Consider the following 20,488-nt stretch of genomic DNA (forward strand, 5'->3'; position numbering starts at 1 on the left):
AAATATTTGTTAGAATGTCACATTTACACCCATGATAAATTGGCGTGGCATACCATAAGAACCGAAATCGGTACCCATCGTACGGTCATTGGAACGACCGTCTGTATCTGTACGAACCTGTGGGTCTAGTCCGGAGTAACCAGTCAATGTGAATACGTTTGCTATTTGACCATAGATGCGGATCTTCTCAAACTTGATTTTATCTAAAATACTCTTTGGAAGTGTATAACCTAAAGTCAACGTTTGCATGCGTAAGAATGAACCATCTTCTATATAGCCGGAATTAGACTCATTTGCGGCGATTGTACTCTCACCATTAGCGGTTGCCCACATAGGATAGATACCATCAGGGTTGGTTACAGGATGCCATGAATTGTCGCGACGATCTTTAGAATAAGCGGACTGTAAGGAACCATAATGTGTATAATATTTATACATGGCGAATAGATCATTGCCTACGGAGAAGTACATATAAGTACTTAAGTCGAATCCTTTCCAGTTAACACCTAAGTTGATACCTCCTGTTAAATCCGGATGTGGGTTTCCAATGAATGTACGGTCACTAGCGTCGATCTTACCATCGTTGTTCACATCTTTTACTTTGAACTGACCTACATAATTGGCAGCGTTTAACGTAGAAGCATCAGATGTACCATATGGCAATACTGTTCCACCGGCATCATTCTTATAGTTACGGACTTCTTCTTCACTCTTATAGATACCATCTAGCTGATAACCGTGGAATTCACCGATTGCATGTCCTTTCATCAATACGTTCATGTTGGAAATACGAGTTCCGGTAAAGATTCCGGCATCAGTACCAATCTCATCCAGTCTATTCTTGTAATGCGACAAGTTTACGCCTACAGAGTAACCTACCTCACCGATTTTATCATTCCAAGTAATATTCAAATCAACACCTTTGTTCGTCATATCACCGATGTTTACTTTCGGCTTGTCAGCGGCACCGGCCAAAGCAGACCAGTTGGCATCGATCAACATATCAGAAGTTTTCTTGATGTAGTAGTCGAAGTTGGCGGTTAATCGTTGATTAAAAGCTGTAATATCGAAACCTGCATTAAACATCTTAGATGTTTCCCATTTTGCCTCGATATCACCAAGATTGGTTACGCCAAATCCTTGATATACCTCTGTGTCAGAACCATTGATGCTATAGAGATAACGGTTACCAGTACCATATTGGAATGCCCAGTTATATGAATCGATATTGGAGTTACCGGTTGTACCGTAACCGGCACGAATCTTCAAATCGTCTAACCAAGTACGTGATTTCTCCATGAATTTCTCGTCCGACATACGCCAACCTAAAGAGATAGAAGGGAATGTACCCCAGCGATTCTTTTCAGAAAAACGAGAGGATGCGTCGCGACGTACCGTAACTGTAGCCAAATATTTACCTTGGTAAGCATAGTCCGCACGAGCGAACATACCGAACATGGTGGATACAGCGTTCTGGTTTCCGCTATTTCTTAAGTCAGAGCTAGCACCGTTGTTGATTACCCAAGTGTTGGGATCATCTTCGAATGGATAGTTGATACGACCTGCCTGGATCCAACGTCCTAAACCCTCACGAAGTGCCTCTGTACCAATCACAGCATTGATCGTATGATCGTCGTTGATTGTTTTGCTATAAGTAGCGGTGTTTGTCCATTGATAATCTAACCAATAGTTTGCTTGCTCGTAGAACTCGTTGTTGTTACGTCCTTCTTTATTGGTCATGATCGTACGTTTGTTCATCCAGAAGTCCCATGCGCCACCTAAACGTGCGCTGAACTGAGTACGGATCTTCAAATTCTCTCCAAGGCTTTCTAAAGGCATAATCTCTGCGTAGATAGCTGATTGGGCACGTAAGAAACGACGACGATTGTCCTTGCCATAATCAACGGACATTGGTGCGCTCTCAGCACGTCCTCCTTCGGCATTTTGTGAACCGGAATAATCACCGCCAACTGTGTAGATAGGTACCCAAGGTTGGATGGAGAAGGTCTTACCGAAGGTATTATCATCACCTTGACGACCGCGTTCTCCTGAGTTCTCGATTACGGCGATGTTGGTATTCTGACCGATATTGAACCACTTGTTCACGAAGAAGTTTGTATTCGCACGCAAGGAATAACGACGGAACCATGACTCCTTGATCGTACCTTCACGATTCATGTAGCCTAAGCCTACTGAATAAGTCGCTTTTTCACCACCTCCGGTGATAGAAATCTGGTGATCTTGCACCTTACCGGTTTGAACTACTTCGTCGTACCAATTCGTGCCGGCACGAGCTTCTTCCTCAGAGTAGCCGTCCTCAAGCATTTGGTAGTAAGCGGAACGAGACCAAGTGTTCTCACCATTGTCTTTGTAAGAAGCTTCCCAAGCTGCGATACTGCCGTATTGAGAGATGATCTGTTCTTTACTATAACCAGCAGGTTTGATAGCATAAGGCATTGTTAAATGACCTGTACCGTCTTTACCTATTGAACCGAACTGGGCGTGGTTTACTGTTTGGCCACCGCGGTAGTTGAATAAATTACGTTGCCCTTCTTCTTGGAATTCCATAGCTTCCCAAGCGTTCAACAGACCATAACCGTCATTGGCCATCTTGGCTACACCGAAGTAACCGTTATAAGATACTTGTACACGGTCGTTCTTTTTTCCTTGTTTAGTCGTGATAACGATAACACCATTTGCACCTTTCGCTCCATAAATAGCGGAAGCAGCAGCGTCTTTCAATATCTGCATGGATTCAATATCATTCGCATTTACCGCATCGATATCTACTCCTTGTACACCATCGACAATGATCAACGGGTCTGAGCCGTTTACGGAACCCACACCACGTATACGAATCGTTGTCTCCCCTAATGGACCACCACCTGCTTGTACAAATACACCAGCAGCTTTTCCTTGCAAAGCCTCAGCGAAATTGGAAACAGGAGTCTCTTTTAACTCATCCGTAGCGACAACAGCCACAGATCCGGTAATATCCTTCTTCGCTTGTGTACTATAACCAGTAACGACGACTTCATCCAAAGCTTGTGAATCCTCGACCAGCGTGATCTTGATGTTTGTCTGATTACTCTTCAAAGTAACCTCTTGAGTTACGTATCCGATATAAGAGACTACTAAGATGGCGTTTGCGGGCACATTCTCTATAATGGCTCGTCCATCCATATCAGAAATATTTCCGATAGTAGTTCCTTTTACGACTACGTTGGCTCCAACGATAGGACCAGATTTATCCACGATGTGGCAGTTAATCTGTCGTCCATCTTGCTGGACACTCATAAATCCCGTACTAGGTGTAGGATACAGATGATCTGTTTCTGTTGCAAAGGCCGTTCCGGCTCCGTACAGAAGAAAAGAAGCTCCTAAGACTAATGGCTTCCATGATACAACATTTCTCATACAAATTTAGAATTTAAGGTATAATAAAATAAAAAACACAAACTTTTAACAAAATGAATTCACTACTCTCTCATACCTCTAAGGTATATTACATCTGTTTACATCTTAAAATAAGTAAACATCACTCTCTTCTTTTCAACTTCTTTTGTGTAGCTTCTTCATTATCATGGTTTTAATTATGAAAATCACTTCTTGTTTTTTTCATGATATTAAAAAAAACGACTAGTTGAAACGATCGTTTCATTTAGTCGTTTGTAAAGATCTGTCTTTTTTTTGACACATGCAACTTTTTGTTCATTTTTTTTTATTTTATCTTATTGCTAATGGGAAAGATAACCTTTTCTTCCCACAAAAAAGCTCTTCTTTTTCAAATCCTCTTTCCCCCTTCTCGAAAACGCAAGATTTAAACGATCGTTTCAACTAGTCGTTTTATGAAAAAACATTTAGACCATAAGATAGATGAGTAATAGCTACAAGTTGTGATGTTGTGTCTATATGAAAAAATCAAATTGTTAAGTAGATTGTGTTTTTTTGATTTATACCTTAAATTCTAATTTTATGAGTAATGTAGTATTTTGGAGACAGGTGTTTCTGGGAGCCTCTTTATTCCTTTGCGGCGGATATCCCATCATCGCTGCGGAAGTTGGCGATTTAACACCAAACGTAGGAACTCGTAGCCTACAACAAGATGGACGTAGAGTCATTTGTGCTATTTCAGACAAAGCCGGACCAATTGTAGGGGCAAATGTCCTTGTTAAAGGAACCACTATCGGAAATATCTCCGATATGGACGGACGTGTTATTTTAGAAGGTGTGCCTAGTAATGCGATTTTAGTTGTGTCTTACATTGGCTATGTCAGTCAAGAAATTCCTTTAAAAAGTAGTCAGACGAATGTGAGGATTCAATTGGTGGAAGATACTCAAGCTTTGGATGAAGTGGTAGTAGTTGGATATGGTACGCAATCGAAGAAGGACATTACCGGTTCTGTTGCTGTTGTTTCTACAGACGCTATCCACGAGACTCCGGTGGCGACTTTCGCCGAGGCTTTGCAAGGAAAAGCATCCGGTGTGTATATCTCTAATTCCGGAGGTCCCAGCGGTGAGACTACGATCCGTATTCGTGGTGTGGGTTCTCTTAATAGTTCAGACCCGTTGATTGTTGTGGATGGTGTATCCGGGGTGGATATCAGTTCCGTAAACCCGAATGATATTGAGTCTATGCAAGTGTTGAAGGATGCTTCAGCTACCGCTATTTATGGTGCACAAGGTGCGAATGGCGTAATTATCATTACGACGAAGCAGGGTACGCGTGCTGATCGTGTTCGTGTCTCTTATAATGGATATTTTGGTGTCGCTAAGATGGCTAACAGCGGTTATGATTTGTTGAACGGTTGGGAATCGATGGAATTCGAGGAATTAGGACAGCAGAATCTGTATAACTATCGTGGTTTGGCAACCTCTCATCCTCAATTCGGGCAAATCGCCGCTACGGGTGGTAAAGGTATTTCGATGCCTTATGCGATTAAGCCGGCCGGTTATAGCGAACAGCAGATTATTGATATGTATGGGAGCGTAGAGGCTTGGGAAAAGTCGTATGTAGACGATGGAAGCAGCTCTTGGGCCCGATCCGCGTATTATCAGATGTTGGCCGACGGTTATTCCGATGCGGAGGCTCGTAAGGGTACCAATTGGTACGATGAGATTGTACAGACCGGAAAGATCCAAGATCACCAGATCTCTTTGGTGGGTGGTGGCGAGAAAGCTACTTATTCTGTCTCTTTGGGTTATACAAATCGAGAGGGTACGATCCAGAATTCTTATTTCAAACGTTACTCTTTACGTACGAATACGACCTATAATCCTAATAAGTATTTCACGATGGGCCAAAATACGAACCTTGCCGCTATGGAAACGGGAGGAGAGTCTGGTCGTCAAGGAGATGCGAACACGTTCGCTAAGACTTATACCATGAATTCGTGGGTACCTATATATAATGTAGGAGGTGATTATACGGGATCCGTGGCACCTAATGCGGGCCGTGATATTTCCGCCGTGCATCAGGTAGCTATGAATGAGAATGATTGGACACGCATGTTTCATGGACAGACTGCGGTTTTTGCCGAGCTTTCCAATCCTTGGATCGAAGGTCTGAAGCTTCGTTCTCAGTTTAGCGCTCGCTTGAATGGTATGTGGAGTTTGGAGATGACCGAACGTCAAAATATGGCGAACAAAGAGGCTTCTGCCAACAATACATTGACTGAGACGGGCAACTGGCGTTTGAACTGGCAGTGGACAAATACGGCTACTTATACCAAGAAGATTCATGAAGATCATAATATTACCGTTGTTTTGGGTACGGAGGCTATCAAACAAGGTGTCGGCCGTTATATGCAAGGAACCCGTATCGATTACATCTTCGAGAGCGATCCGAATACTTGGACGCTGGATAATGGTTCTTCTTCTAATATAGGTAACTCTAGCCGTTATCAAAGAAAAGTGACTATGTTCGGCCTTTTCGGACGTGCGGACTATTCTTATAAGGGTAAATATTTGGCGACATTCACGATTCGCCGCGACGCTTCTTCCAAGTTTGGTTCCAAGAACCGTTGGGGTAACTTCCCTTCCGCCTCCTTGGGATGGCGTATGTCTGACGAGAAATTTATGGAGCCTACCCGGAAATGGTTGGATGACTTTAAGCTGCGTGCCGGTTATGGTACGACCGGTAATTCGAATATTGGTTCTTACAACTATGCGTTCCAGTATGGTACGGGAAATTATTATATGTATCCTATCACGGGATCGGATTCAGAGACTTCTCCCGGTTATGTGCTCTCGAACTTGGGTGACTCGGACGCTAAATGGGAAACCACAAAAATGTTTAATATAGGTTTCGACCTTACGGCTTTGAGTAACCGATTGACCGCCGGATTTGACTTTTATGTAAAGAATACCTCAGACTTGCTTGTGCCTGCTAACTGGTCTGCGCTGGTTGGTAACGCATCAAAGCCTAGTATCAATATCGGTGATATGAAGAACAGAGGTATTGATTTGTCCATTGGATGGAGGGACAAAGTTGGCGAGTTCGGTTATAACATCACGGCTAACATCTCAAGATACAAGAATGAGGTTACCCGGTTGGGATCTTCTGATTTGTTCAACGATACTCGTTTGAGCAAGGTGAATATTACTACGGTGGGCCAACCTGTCGGAATGTTCTACGGGTATCAGATTGAGGGTATTTATCAAAATGAGCAAGATGTTATTTCCTCGGGCGTTCTGCCTTATGGTGTGGCTACGGAAAACGATTTGGTCGCTTCCGCATGGGTAGGCCGATATAAGATGAAAGACGTGAACAACGATGGTAAGATCGACGCGGATGACCGTACGATTATCGGTAATCCTCATCCTGATTTGACCGGAGGTTTCAATATCTCTTTGACTTGGAGAGATTTTGATCTAAGTACTTACATGTATTACTCGATTGGAAATGATTTGTACAAACACTACGAGTACTATACGATGTTTGGAAACTTGCAGTCTAATTATTCGAAAGATCGTTTGGCGAAATCTTGGGATCCGGTGAATAATCCGAACGGTATTTATCCTTTGTGGACAACGACCTCGACCGAGGGCCCCGAGGCTGGTAACGAATCGAACTCCAATTATGTGCAAGATGGTTCTTATCTTCGGATGCAGACGTTGACTTTGGGGTATTCATTGCCTAAGAAGTTGCTGAAGAAGATCGGTTTCGAGAAGATACGTGTATACGGCCAGATCAGTAACGTGTTTACGATAACCGGTTATGATGGATTGGATCCGGAGGTTCGTTCGCATACTTCGTTCGAGAACGAATATGTATCAAGCGATATGAATAAAGGTATCGATTATGGATCTTATGGTATGCCTCGTCAGTTCTTGATGGGTGTGAATGTGACATTCTAACGTATGTGCTTTATAAACGATTAATTTGAATTCATTATGAAAAAAGTTCTTATATATTTTGCGATGGCGGTGGTTCTCGCGTTAGGCAGCACATCTTGTTCCGATTTCTTGGAAATCGAACCTGTAGGTGCGGTTAATGAAACCAATTTAACGGATCAGGAAGGTATTAATTATCTTCTTACCGGCATGTATTCAGCGTTAAATATTCCGGCGGCTACGACGAACTCTTATTTTGGGGCAAGCTTGACAAACTATACGTATGGTGATGTGATGGGCGGTGACGCTAATAAGGGGTCAACGGCTGCGGACCAATCGGACTTCACGTTGTTGGAGACTTTTAGCTTTACGACCGATAATTCCTATATCAAGCGTAAATGGGTGGCAGTATACGATGCGGTGGCTCGTGCTAATAATGTCATGCATTTGGCCGGTTTGATTAAAGATGAGCTTTCCGCTATACCGGGACAGGAGAAAGATTTTTATACCGAGGCCATAGCCCAAGCTCGTTTCATGCGTGGTTTTTATTTGTTTGAGGGTATCAAGAATTTTGGGGCGGCTATTCCTTATGTATCTTTGGAGGATTATGAGTCGTCCGTGAACCCACTGATATCGAATGTGGATGAGAGCGGTAACTATATTTATATTTGGGAACAGGTGGCTGAAGATTTGCAGTATGCTTATGATAATCTTCCCGGCGCATGGCCGGAAGAGCCCGGTCGTGCCAACAAATGGGCGGCTGGAGCGTTTTTGGCGAAACTGAGAATATTCCAGTCTTCTCCCTATAATGGAACGAATGGAACCTCCAACAAATGGACGGAGGCTAAATCGATTTTAGAAACGGTTATCGCTAATGGTACGGATAGCAAGGGCACGAAATATACCTTGACCCCGAGTTATGAGACGCTTTACACGGCGGGCGAGAGCGACTGGACGGGCGAGTCTGTGTTTGACGTCCAGATGGCAATCTCCGGTACGCAGTATTATACCAACGCGATCAATGGTAACTCTCATATCTCATTGTCTGGCAAGATTGGTTCCGGCTGGGGATTCTACCAGCCTTCTTATGACTTGGTGAATGCGCATATGGTGGATGAGAATGGATTGCCTTATCTCGATAAGTCGTATCAAAGCAAAACCTCGGTTACGACAATTGATGGCGATAATGTACCTCATACGGATTTGACGGTTTATACGGATCCTCGGGTTGACGTATCTGCGGGTCGTTTCAATGTGCCCTATATGGATTGGGATATACCAGTTACTATCGATGGCTGGATTCGTGATTTGGCGAATGGCGGTCCGTTCTTGAATAAGAAGAACCTGCCGAAAAAGGCGGATAAGGGAGGCTTGAGCTTGACTACAACCGGTGGCTCAACTGCCAAGAACTTCCACTTGATGCGTGTAGCTGAGCTTTACCTGCTTTATGCTGAGGCTTGTATAGAAACGGGTGATATCAATACTGCCAGAGAATATATCAACAAAGTTCGCGCACGTGCCGCACAAAGTTGTATCATGGCTGCCGACGCGAATAACAATATGGCTTTAACTTCTTCTCCATATGTATTGGAGGATAAGGTGAGCGGAAATACCATTGCTAATACGGCGGCTAATTATCGCATCGGCTTGTATCCTGCGAGTGGCTGGACAGTGGATAAGGCGATAAAAGCCTTGCGTTTCGAGCGTAGGATCGAGTTGGCGATGGAGGGGCATCATTGGTATGATCTTGTGCGCTGGAATGCGGCTTCTGAGGAGCTGGGTAATAAAGGTTCGGGCTTCTTGGCTTATGAAAAGAGATATTTGCTGAAGTACCAATCGGCTACGTATCCGGATAGATTAGTGACACTTCCGATCCCTAACGATGAAATTGTCACCATGGAAGGCGTATTAGTCCAGAATGAGAACTGGAAATAAATTGTAAGTTGATAATCATTGTGGGCCGGGCATGTGATATGTCCGGCCTTTTGTATATTTGTACCGTGAATTCAACAACCCGGTGAGGTTCGGTGTTCTTAAGATAAACAATAAATGAGGATCATTATGAGATTGGTGTATATTTATCATAGCGGATTCGCTTTGGAAGCGGATGGCTTTTCGATCTTGATCGATTATTTCAAGGATAGCGATCCGGACCCGGCCAAGGGATACGTGCGTAGCGAACTCTTGAAGCGTGCGGGCACATTATATATATTAGCGTCGCATTTCCATCCGGATCATTTTAATCCGGAAGTATTGAAATGGAAAGAGCAGAAGCCGGATATCAAATATATCTTTTCCAAGGATATATTGAAGCGTCGGAGGGCCAAGGCTGATGATGCTATTTATTTGAAGAAGGGGGATGCCTATCAAGATGAACTTCTGACCATCAAGGCATTTGGTTCCACGGATGTGGGGATCTCTTTCCTGATAGAGACAGAAGGCAGACGGATCTTCCATGCCGGCGACTTGAATAATTGGCATTGGAAAGACGAGTCCACCCCACAAGAGGTAGCCGAGGCTGAGGGTAATTACTTGAAGGAACTGGATATAATAGCGAAAGAAACCTCTGTGATGGATCTCGTCATGTTCCCGGTCGATCCTCGTTTGGGTACCGATTTCATGAGGGGCGCCCAGCAATTTATCGATCGTATAAAAACAAGCGTATTTGTCCCGATGCACTTTTGGGAACGTCCGGCGGAGGTTATGGCTTTCGGCCCTTACGCCGAATCGAAAGGATGTCGTTATATCGTATTGTCTGTTCCGGGAGAAGGGACGGATATATAATATATTATTAATGTATAGGTTATTAAACGCATAAATTTATTAGGTATGGAAGTTAAAGGTAGATTTGACCATTTCAATATTAATGTATTGGATTTGGATAAGAGTATCGCTTTTTATAATAAAGCGTTGGGATTGAAAGAGCACCATCGTAAGGTAGCGGAAGACGGTTCGTTTATCTTGGTTTATCTAACGGATGAGCAAACCGGTTTCTTGATGGAGCTGACTTGGCTGCGTGACCGGAAAGAACCTTATGAGCTAGGCGACAATGAGAGCCATCTTTGTTTCCGGGTAGCCGGCGATTATGAGGAAGTACGTAAATACCACAAGGAAATGGGAGCGGTTTGCTTCGAGAATACCAAGATGGGATTGTATTTTATTAATGATCCGGATGACTATTGGATCGAGATATTACCGTTGCGATAATTCTCCATTATTATATAACAATGTTGCTTAACATAAGTTTTCGAAAAAAGAAGATAAAATGACAGGAATCTGTAAAATTTTCTTCAAATCGTATTGCAACTTGTGTTAAACCTCTTATATTTGCTACCTAGAAAGAGGAAAATCATTATTAATCCTAAATATAAAATCATGGAGAAGCCTTATGTAGTAGGTATCGATATAGGTGGTACCAACACTGTTTTTGGTGTAGTTGACGCAAGAGGAACAATCTTGTATAGTGGATCAATTAAGACTGGTAAATATGCAGACGTTAATGACTATGTAGCGGAACTTGCTAAAGGTCTGAAGTCTGTTATTGATCAGGCTGGTGGTCCGGATAAGATTAAAGGTGTGGGTGTAGGTGCTCCGAACGGAAACTTTTTCAACGGATGTATCGAATTCGCTCCGAACTTGCCTTGGAAAGGTAAGATTCCTTTGGCTCAATTGATCAGCGAACAGATTGATGGTATTCCTGTTGCTTTAACAAACGACGCCAACGCTGCCGCTATCGGTGAGATGACTTATGGAGCCGCTCGCGGTATGAAAGATTTTATCGTGATCACTTTGGGTACCGGCGTGGGTAGCGGTATCGTAGTAGGTGGTAACTTGGTATACGGACATGACGGTTTTGCCGGTGAGTTGGGCCATGTTATCATGCGTCGTAACAACGGTCGTCAGTGTGGTTGCGGTCGTCAAGGATGTCTGGAGGCTTATGCTTCAGCTACCGGTGTGGCTCGTACGGCTCGTGAATATCTGGAAATCCGTAAGGACGAGAGTGTTCTTCGCGACTTGGATCCGGATGAAATCACTTCAAAAGACGTATACGACGCAGCTATGAAGAATGATAAGATCGCTCTTGAGATTTTCGAGGCTACCGGCTCTATGTTGGGAGAGGCTTTCGCTGATTTCGTAGCATTCTCTAGCCCGGAGGCTATCATTTTGTTTGGCGGTCTTACGAAAGCTGGCGATTTGATCATGAACCCGATTAAACGTTCAATGGAGAAAAATATGTTGAAGGTTTACGCAGGTAAGACTAAATTATTATTCTCTCAATTGAAAGAGAGCGACGCTGCCGTATTAGGAGCAAGTGCTTTGGGTTGGGAAGTAAGAGACCAAAGCGCTGGTTTGGAAGTCTAAATCCGGTTTTACGTATAACGAAAAGACATTTGCGAAATAAGGCAAGCCGCATCTATATTTAGGTGCGGCTTGTTGTTTTTAATTGAATTATAAATCATAAAGTATGAGACATCCGTTGTATCAATTTCAGTTTTGCCCGGTTTGCGGGGCAAAAGCTTTCGTGGAACATAACGAGAAAGCGAAAAAATGTATGGCGTGCGGTTTTGTTTATTATTTCAACCCGTCGTCGGCTGTCGCTTGTTTCATAAAGAACGCTAAGGGGGAGTTATTGCTGGTTCGCCGAGGAAAAGAGCCGGCTAAAGGTACATTGGATTTGCCCGGTGGCTTCGTCGATATGTTTGAGTCGGGGGAGGAGGCCGCTCGCCGGGAAGTAAGGGAGGAGACGGGGTTGCATATCCAGAATTGCCGTTATTTGTTTTCCTTGCCTAATTTATATATGTATTCCGGCTTTGAGGTGCATACGCTGGATATGTTTTATGAGTGCTTGGTAGATGATTTCAATAACGTGCATGCGGAAGATGATGCCGCCGAGATCGTGATCCTTCGCCCGGAGAATGTGAATCCGGAAGACTTCGGTTTAGACTCTATCCGAAAGGCGGTACCAGCCTATCTTAGAAAATAACAATTAGGAAAATTGTACGAAAATGAAAGATGATATATCTTATCGTTGCAACATGATACATCTTGTCGTTGTAAGATAATACATCTTCTCCCTATAAGGTGTATCATCTTCCATAGAGATAATTTTAGAACGTGTTGTCCTAAATATTAATAGAACTTGCCTTCTGTTTGGCGCATATTACTTATATTTGCGAATTAGAACGAATAGGCACTGAAGTAAGTGCTTGTATTAAAAAGCAAATGAGTGATGAAAAGAATACTTATTCCGCTGTGTCTGGTAGTAGGCAGCCACATGGCAAGCGGGCAGAGATCGTATCAATTTGATGCGCCGAACCGTTTGTTTGTCGAAGGCAAGGAGTTGTTTAGTTTGAAGAATTATTCAGGTTGCATCGATAAGCTGGAGGCGTATAAACAGCATTCCACGGATGCCGACTTGATTCAAGAAGCCGATTATATGTTGGTCTACTCCGCTTATGAGCAAGGCCGTCCCAATGCCGTTGAGTTATTGAAAGATTATCTGGATGTGTACCCGGCTTCCCGTCATGCGGACGAGGTGAACTTCTTGATCGGTTCCGCCCATTTCGGACAGGGAGAGTATCAGAAAGCTATCTTTTGGTTTAACGAATCGAACATTGATATGCTAAGTCCGGAACAACAGGAGGCTTATTGTTTCCGTCTGGCTTATTCCTTGTTGCAAATTGGGGATATGGAGAAGGCCCGTGGTTATTTCGCACGGATCGAGCAGATTGGAACGAAGTACCGGGAAGCGTCTACCTATTATGTCGCTTATATCGATTACGCAACCGGTAAATACAACAATGCCTTGGTGGAATTTACCCGCTTGAAGGACTTGCCTGATTATAAAGAGCGATCCTTGTACTATATCACGCAAATTTATTTTATCCAGAATAAATACGAGAAAGTGATCAGCGAAGGTAAGGAATTGCTAGCCTCTTATCCGGATAGCGAGAACAATAGCGAGGTTTACCGTATCATGGGTAACGCCTACTATCATCTGGGAAATGAGGATCAGGCGATTAATATGCTGAGTAAATATGTATCCTCGACGGATAGCCCGTTGAGGGGCGATTTATATATCTTGGGCGTATGTTATTACAATAAGGGTAATTACAGTAGCGCCGTGAACGCTTTGGGGCGGACCGTACGTGAGAACGATGCCCTTTCGCAGAACGCTTATCTGTATCTGGGGCAAAGTTATCTGAAATTAAAAGATAAGAATAACGCCCGTATGGCCTTCGAGGCTGCCGCGACTTCTTCTTTCGATAAGCAAGTGAAAGAGGCGGCTATGTATAATTACGCTTTATTGATCCACGAGACCGCTTTCACGGGCTTTGGCGAGTCGGTGACAATCTTCGAGGATTTCTTGAATGATTTTCCGAATTCCAAATATGCCGATAAGGTAAACGATTATCTGGTGGAGGTTTATTTGACTACCAAGAACTATCAAGCGGCTCTGAACTCTATCGATAAGATCAAGCATCCGAGCACGAAGATCTTGGAGGCGAAGCAAGATATCTTATTCCAGTTGGGAACGCAGGCGTTCACGAATATGGAATTGGATAAGGCGGTCGATCTTTTCAGCCGTGCGATCTCGTTGGGCGCTTATAATCTGGAATCTCGTAACGACGCTTATTTCTGGCGTGGGGAATCTTATTATCGCCAAGGTGAGTATAACAAGGCGATTTCCGATTATCGTACCTATTTGAATAATACCCGCCAACGTAATACGGATATGTATGCCTTGGCACATTATAACTTAGGTTACAGCTACTTCAAATTGAAAGAGTATGGCGAGGCGTTGAACCGCTTCCGTCAATACGTGAATTTGGAAAGCAATCAGCAGACTCCGGCTTATGCGGACGCTTATAATCGTATCGGCGATTGTTTATTCCACAACCGTCAGTTCGCTATGGCGGAAGAGAATTATACCCGTGCGGCGCAATTGCAACCGTCCGCCGGAGATTATTCGGTGTATCAGAAGGGCTTCTTGCTGGGATTGCAGAAAGATTATAAGGGAAAGATCAGCGTGATGGATCGCTTGATCCGTGAGTTCCCGGAATCACAATATGTGGATGATGCCTTGTTCGAGAAAGGACGTTCTTACGTGTTATTGGATAACAATCAAGCGGCTGCGGCAAGCTTTGAGCAATTGATGCGTGATTTCCCGCAAAGCAGTCTGGCTCGTAAGGCCGGCGTACAGCTTGGTTTGATTTACTTCAACGACAATCAGCCGGAGAAAGCGGCCGACGCTTATAAGAGCGTGATTAGCAATTATCCGGGTAGCGAGGAGGCGAAAGTGGCCTTGCAAGATTTGAAGTCCGTATATATCGAGCTGAACGATATCAATTCGTTTGCCGCCTATGCGAATTCGTTAGGTGGAAATGTTCGTTTCGAGGTGAGTGAGCAAGACTCCTTGACCTATCTGGCGGCCGAGAAGTTATTTATGCGAGGCGATAATGAGGGCGCTCGTCGTAGCTTGACGAATTATTTGCAAACCTTCCCGCAGGGAGCGTTTAGCTCGAACGCTAATTTCTATTTGGCAAGTATCGCTTTTGCCAAGAAAGATCTGGAGGAGGCGAAACGTCTGTTCTCATTGGTATTGGAGAGCGGTGATACGAAATTCAGGGAAGAGTCTTGGGCTCGTAAAGCTGAGATCGAGTATCTGGATAAGGATTACGCCGCCGCTATGGAAAGTTTCAAGCATCTACAGGCGGTAGCGGAGAATCCGGAGAATAAGGAGGCCGCTAAATTGGGCTTGATGCGTTGCGCCGAGTTGATCGGTCAGCCGCAAGAGGCTTTGCTTGCCGCCAACGATTTGCTGAAGGAACCGAAGCTATCTCCGGAGATCATGTCCGAGGCCCGTTATGTCCGTGCGAAGGCTTATATCAGCTTGAAGCAGGAGAACAAGGCGTTGGCCGACTTGAAGGAGATCAGCAAGGATACCCGTACGATACACGGGGCGGAGGCTAAATATCTATTGGCTCAATTGTATTATGATAATAAGGATGATAAGAATGCCGAGACTGTCTTGATGAACTTCATCGAGAACGGTACGCCTCACCAATATTGGTTGGCACGGGGCTTTATCTTGTTGGCTGATATTTATATCCGCCAAGGTGATGATTTCCAAGCTCGTCAATATCTGACCAGTTTGCAAAACAACTACAAGGGCGATGATGAGATCGCCGCGATGATCGAAGACAGATTGGGTAAACTAAAGAAATAAAAGAAAGCGATGAAGACTATATATAATGTAAAGGCGTTGTGTGTGGTAGCTTTGCTGGGTTCGGCTGCTGCTGCGAGTGCGCAAGAGGATGTTACGAAAGAAAAGAACCTGAACCGAGAGATGACGCTTGAACGGGAGTATGATCCTTCCGTGCAGGACGCTAGCAAGGTAAATACGCTTCCCGTGGTGAAAGAGCCGGAGGTTCGTAAGATCCCGATCGATTACTCGAATTATACGATCGCCGCCGATCCGCAGAAAGAGATTAGTTTGTTGCCTTCCGGAAATATCATGACGCAGATGGATTACAACAAGCGTCGGGGATATTTTAACTTTGGTATGGGTACGCGCATGAATATCAACGGAGACTTGGGCTATCATATCCTGAGTACCGAGAAGGATCAGCTGAATCTATGGTATTCGCATCGCTCCACGAACGGAAAGCCAAAGGATTATGATGTCAAGGCGAAAATCAATGACAACTTGGGAGGCATCAACTACAAGCACGCTTTCGAGAAGACGATATTCAGTATCGGAGCGAAGTACGGCTACTCCGCATTCAATTATTATGGGGCGGCATTGTCTGATCCTACATCCAGTTATGCCCCTTCGGAGGATTTGTTACAGAGAGATCGCGAAACCAACCAAGTGAACCAGACGATCGCTGCTACGATAGGTTTCGAGTCGAAGGAGGAGGCTGAGGTTGGCTATTTGTTGGACTTAGGTTATACTAATTTCTCGCATAAATATGGATTAAGTAGGGTGATGGACGGCCCTACGGAGCATACTCTAGAGGCAAAGTTTGATCTGAACGCTGGTTTCAATGGGAATATGCGAGTAGGCTTGGGCGGTTTGGTCGAATATTTCAATTACAGTTTGCCGGAGGTAGGAGGTTATGAATATGAGTTCAAGAACCATGTCGAGGCGATGTTGTCGCCTTATTATAAGGTAGAGGGTGATAATTGGAATTTAAAGCTGGGTGCGAACGTGATGCTGGCTACGAGCGACGAGACAAAATTCATGGCCTCTCCGAATGTAGCCGCCGATGTGGAGGTGGCCGACAAGACGGAGCTATACGTGAACGCTGGCGGCAAGATGTACTCCAACAGCATGTACGAGATGTCGCGTGTGAACCGCTACCTCTACCCGATGGCAGAACTATTGCCCTCGCGCAATTGGCTGGACGCTGTCTTGGGTATCCGGAGCGGCGTGGCACCGGGCTTTTGGTTTGATGTGTTCGCCGGATATAAGATAACGAGCGATGATGTGCTGTTTACTCAGTCTGATGTTTGGTCAGCGAATTATTTCGGCAGTTTCAGTGTTGCGGAGCCGGGTATCGACACGAAGCAACTTTTCGTGGGAGCCAACTTGAAGTATAGTTATCAACAATGGTTCGATATTGCTTTGAAAGGTGTATATAATAATTGGAAAGCGGAAACGGATGAAGGCGAGTTGCCTCATGCGTGGGGGAAGCCGGAAATGGAACTGAATGCGAACCTGACCGTCCGCCCGATTGAGAAATTATCTATCGCTTTGGATTATTATTTGGCTACCGGACGTTATGCGAATGTACGGACTTGGGGTGTCAATGGGAACACTGGTATGACGTACGATAAAATGAATGAGTTTAAGATGGATAACATCAACGAGCTAAACCTAACAGGTACCTATACCTTCAACGATACCTTTGGTGTTTATGCCAAGTTGACCAATATTCTTTGCCAGAAGTACGAACTGTATTACGGTTATCCGATGCAGAGTTTTAATGCGATGTTGGGCGTGAATATCAATTTCTGATATCCGGAGGACAGGAAGGATGGGCGACATAAATATCAAACAACTGGAAAGCCTTCGCTGGAGGATGCGGGTGATCGAGACGCTGACCGTGATCGGGACGGCGTGGATCGCCTTGGCGGTTTACCAGAAGAAGGAAGAACTGGTTTATTATTTGGTGGGAGCCGTAGTCCTTCTATTCCTGTTAAAGTATTATACGCAATTCCGTCTGCGAAAAAGACAGTTCGTCTCTAATCTCGTGGAGCAGCGGACGATGGAATTGCGTTTCCAGCGGGATGCGATGCAAGCGGAGTCGGAGAAACTATCCCGTGCCCTTTCTGCCTTGGCGGACGCTCAAGACGAGTTGGTTCGTAAGGAACGTCTGGCATCGATCGGCCAATTAACGAAAGGTCTGGTAGACCGTATCTTGAATCCCTTGAATTATATCAATAACTTCGCTCATTTGTCTGCTGCATTAGCGAAAGATATCAAGCAGAATATCGATGAGGACGAAGAGACCGATAAACACGATAATTATAATGATACGCAAGAACTGCTGGTTCTTTTGACTGGCAATCTGGATAAGATAGCCAAGCATGGTGATAACACGGTGCGGATCGTAAAAGCGATGGAAGAATTGCTGAAAGATCATTCGGCGAATCGAACCTGCGTGGATATTAATGATTTATGTAAGGTCAATCTGGATATCTTGCGAAAGAATTATGCGAAGGAGATCGAGAAGAATCAAGTAGATCTATCATTCTCCGGGCTTTCCGTACCGTTGACAATCGAGGTGAATATCGATCAGATGGGAAAAGCCTTGTCGCAGATATTGGATAATAGTATATATGCGGTCTTGAAAAAGGCCGGAGAGCCGGGATATCAGCCTTCTGTCTCGTTGGTATTGCGTATTCAAGCGGATAAGCTGCAAGTGGTTATCCGTGATAATGGCGTCGGTATAGAAGAAACGATAAAGACGAAAGTCTTTTCTCCGTTCTTTACCACCAAACCGACCGCGGAAGCGGCAGGAACAGGTCTTTACTTGAGTCGGGAGGTCGTTTTGAACCATAAGGGTACGATCGCTATCGAGTCTGAGAAAGATAAATATACGGAAGTTACGATTACGTTGCCTATTTATAGTTAGGAAAGGAGGTTCATCATGATACAGGATTTACATACCGAGATCGATCGGTTAAAAAGGCGAATTAAACTTTGCGAGCGGATTACGCTGGGTAGCTTGGTCGGTATTTGTGTATCTGTGAAGTTCGGTCATCAAGAATGGATCGGATTGCTTTTCTTGATTCTGTTTTGCCAGATCTCTAAGTTGGTTTTCAAGCGGAAACTCAAACAAAAAGAGTATTTGGTGAAAGAGGTAGAGGAGCGTACGCAGGAGATCCGTTCGGAGAAAGATGCGATCCAAGAGGAATCCGAGAAATTGGCGGCGGCTTTGAAAGCCTTGGGTGAGGCGCAGGACGAGCTGGTCCGTAAGGAACGGATGGCTACCGTAGGGCAATTGACCCAAGGTTTGGTGGACCGTATCTTGAACCCACTGAATTATATCAATAACTTCGCAAATCTGACATCGGGGTTGGCCAAGGATCTCCGGGAAAATCTGGATAGTCAGAAAGAGCATCTGAAACCGGATGTGTATGATGACTCGGTAGATTTGCTGAATATGATGACCAGTAATTTGGAGAAGATCTCTGAGCATGGTTTCAATACGGTCCGTATCGTTAAGGCGATGGAGGAATTGCTGAAAGACCGAAGAGGTAATCTTACGCTTACCAACATAAACGGATTATGCCGGATCGCCTTGGATAAATTGAAGAAAACGTATGAGCAGGATATTCAAGAGAAGAATATCCGGATTATTTTCGATAATTTGACGCTGTCTTTGATGATGGAGGTAAACGTGGAGCAGTTCAGTAAGGTTCTGGCCGGGATATTGAAAAATTCCATGTATGCCCTGTTGAAGAAATCGGAGACCGTGACTTTTAGTCCGGAGATATTCCTTGGATTGAAGGTCAATAAGGATATGCTGGAAATAACGATCCGGGATAATGGGTCCGGTATCGACGAGAATATAAAAGATAAGATATTCGCTCCTTTCTTCACGACAAAGACAACGGGGGAAGCGGCTGGCGTAGGGCTTTACCTATGCCGTGAGATCGTGCAAAACCATCGGGGAACCATCGAGGTGGAGAGTAAGAAAGGAGAATATACCCAGTTTCTAATTACGATCCCTGTATATCAACCGAAAACAATTACACCGCCTAAAGAGGAGGAATAGATATGGAAGACCAGAGTAAGGAAATAGAACGGCTACGTTTGCAAGTGAAGAACTTAGAGAAATTATCTTCTTTAGGTATGTTGAGTGCCGGGATCGCGCATGAGATTCAGAATCCGCTCAACTTTGTCATCAATTTCAGTAAGCTGTCCTCTAAGTTAGTGGATGACTTGGAAGATATATTAGAAGAAGAGAAAGATGTCTTGCCTCCGGAATCTTGGGAGAAGCTGACCGCCTTGCATGAGGAGTTTAGCGAGATCGTTAACGATTTGCATGGTAACTTGAAGAAGATCGAGGAACATGGAAACCGGGCGACAAGTATCATCCGGGGTATCTTGCTTTATTCCAGAGGGAAGGATGACGAGTACATCCCTACGGATATCAAGAATCTGGTGAAGGAATATGTTTGGCTGGCTTATCATTCGATGCGAGCGAACTATAAAGGTTTCAATATTGCGATCCGGGAGCATTACGAGGAGGGGCTTCCGATGCTGAAAGTGATCCCGCAGGATTTGAGCCGTGCGGTATTGAATGTCATGAATAACGCTTGCTATGCGGTCTATAGTAAATCCAAGCTCTCGCCGATCGGGTATGAGCCGGTTATATCCGTGGATCTACGGAAGGAGGGAGATTCTTTAAGATTAAGTATCGAGGATAATGGTATCGGTATGCCGGAGAATATCCGGGAGCAGATATTCTCCGCGTTTTTTACCACGAAACCGGTGGGAGAGGGAACTGGCTTGGGGCTATCTATCACTCGATCCATTATAGAGGAGAAGCATGACGGGAAGATAGAGGTGGAATCGAAAGAGGGTGAGTTTACCCGTTTCATATTCCTTATTCCATTAACGAAATAAACAGAAGAA

General features: G+C 44.4%; 12 protein-coding genes. 11 read left to right on the forward strand and 1 reads right to left on the reverse strand.

Features of this window, described 5'->3' with window-relative positions:
* Nucleotides 1-9: 9 nt before the first annotated feature.
* Entirely contained in the window at nt 10-3,417 is a 3,408-nt protein-coding gene (locus CI960_RS01035; protein ID WP_005859291.1) for a TonB-dependent receptor, read from the reverse strand.
* Nucleotides 3,418-3,975: 558 nt separating this feature from the next.
* Here CI960_RS01035 and CI960_RS01040 point away from each other — a divergent pair.
* The 11 genes from CI960_RS01040 (at nt 3,976) to CI960_RS01090 (ending at nt 20,479) form a co-directional block, all read left to right on the forward strand.
* Nucleotides 3,976-7,359, forward strand: coding sequence for a TonB-dependent receptor (locus CI960_RS01040; RefSeq protein WP_005859289.1), 3,384 nt, complete (start codon nt 3,976-3,978; stop codon nt 7,357-7,359).
* A 36-nt stretch (nt 7,360-7,395) separates the two neighbouring features.
* Nucleotides 7,396-9,270 (forward strand): RagB/SusD family nutrient uptake outer membrane protein, encoded by a 1,875-nt coding sequence (locus CI960_RS01045; RefSeq protein ID WP_005859287.1) that lies wholly within the window; start codon nt 7,396-7,398, stop codon nt 9,268-9,270.
* Nucleotides 9,271-9,396: 126 nt separating this feature from the next.
* Nucleotides 9,397-10,119: an MBL fold metallo-hydrolase gene (locus tag CI960_RS01050; RefSeq protein WP_005859285.1), complete on the forward strand. Its 723-nt coding sequence runs from the start codon at nt 9,397-9,399 to the stop codon at nt 10,117-10,119.
* Nucleotides 10,120-10,164: 45 nt separating this feature from the next.
* Nucleotides 10,165-10,542: a VOC family protein gene (locus CI960_RS01055; protein WP_005859283.1), complete on the forward strand. Its 378-nt coding sequence runs from the start codon at nt 10,165-10,167 to the stop codon at nt 10,540-10,542.
* A gap of 168 nt (nt 10,543-10,710) precedes the next feature.
* Nucleotides 10,711-11,697 (forward strand): ROK family protein, encoded by a 987-nt coding sequence (locus CI960_RS01060; RefSeq protein WP_005859281.1) that lies wholly within the window; start codon nt 10,711-10,713, stop codon nt 11,695-11,697.
* A 103-nt stretch (nt 11,698-11,800) separates the two neighbouring features.
* Entirely contained in the window at nt 11,801-12,319 is a 519-nt protein-coding gene (locus tag CI960_RS01065) for an NUDIX domain-containing protein (protein ID WP_005859279.1), read from the forward strand.
* A gap of 246 nt (nt 12,320-12,565) precedes the next feature.
* Nucleotides 12,566-15,565 (forward strand): tetratricopeptide repeat protein, encoded by a 3,000-nt coding sequence (locus tag CI960_RS01070; RefSeq protein ID WP_005859277.1) that lies wholly within the window; start codon nt 12,566-12,568, stop codon nt 15,563-15,565.
* A 9-nt stretch (nt 15,566-15,574) separates the two neighbouring features.
* Nucleotides 15,575-17,359: a TonB-dependent receptor gene (locus CI960_RS01075; protein ID WP_005859275.1), complete on the forward strand. Its 1,785-nt coding sequence runs from the start codon at nt 15,575-15,577 to the stop codon at nt 17,357-17,359.
* Nucleotides 17,360-17,378: 19 nt separating this feature from the next.
* Complete coding sequence (locus CI960_RS01080; RefSeq protein WP_005859273.1) at nt 17,379-18,479, forward strand: sensor histidine kinase; 1,101 nt, start codon at nt 17,379-17,381, stop codon at nt 18,477-18,479.
* A 15-nt stretch (nt 18,480-18,494) separates the two neighbouring features.
* Nucleotides 18,495-19,625, forward strand: coding sequence for a sensor histidine kinase (locus CI960_RS01085; protein WP_008772736.1), 1,131 nt, complete (start codon nt 18,495-18,497; stop codon nt 19,623-19,625).
* A 2-nt stretch (nt 19,626-19,627) separates the two neighbouring features.
* The gene (locus CI960_RS01090) at nt 19,628-20,479 is read left to right on the forward strand and encodes a sensor histidine kinase (protein WP_005859269.1); all 852 of its coding nucleotides are present in this window, start codon (nt 19,628-19,630) and stop codon (nt 20,477-20,479) included.
* Nucleotides 20,480-20,488 lie beyond the last annotated feature (9 nt).

Origin of the sequence: Parabacteroides sp. CT06, from assembly GCF_002257605.1 — a bacterium.
GTDB lineage: Bacteria > Bacteroidota > Bacteroidia > Bacteroidales > Tannerellaceae > Parabacteroides > Parabacteroides distasonis.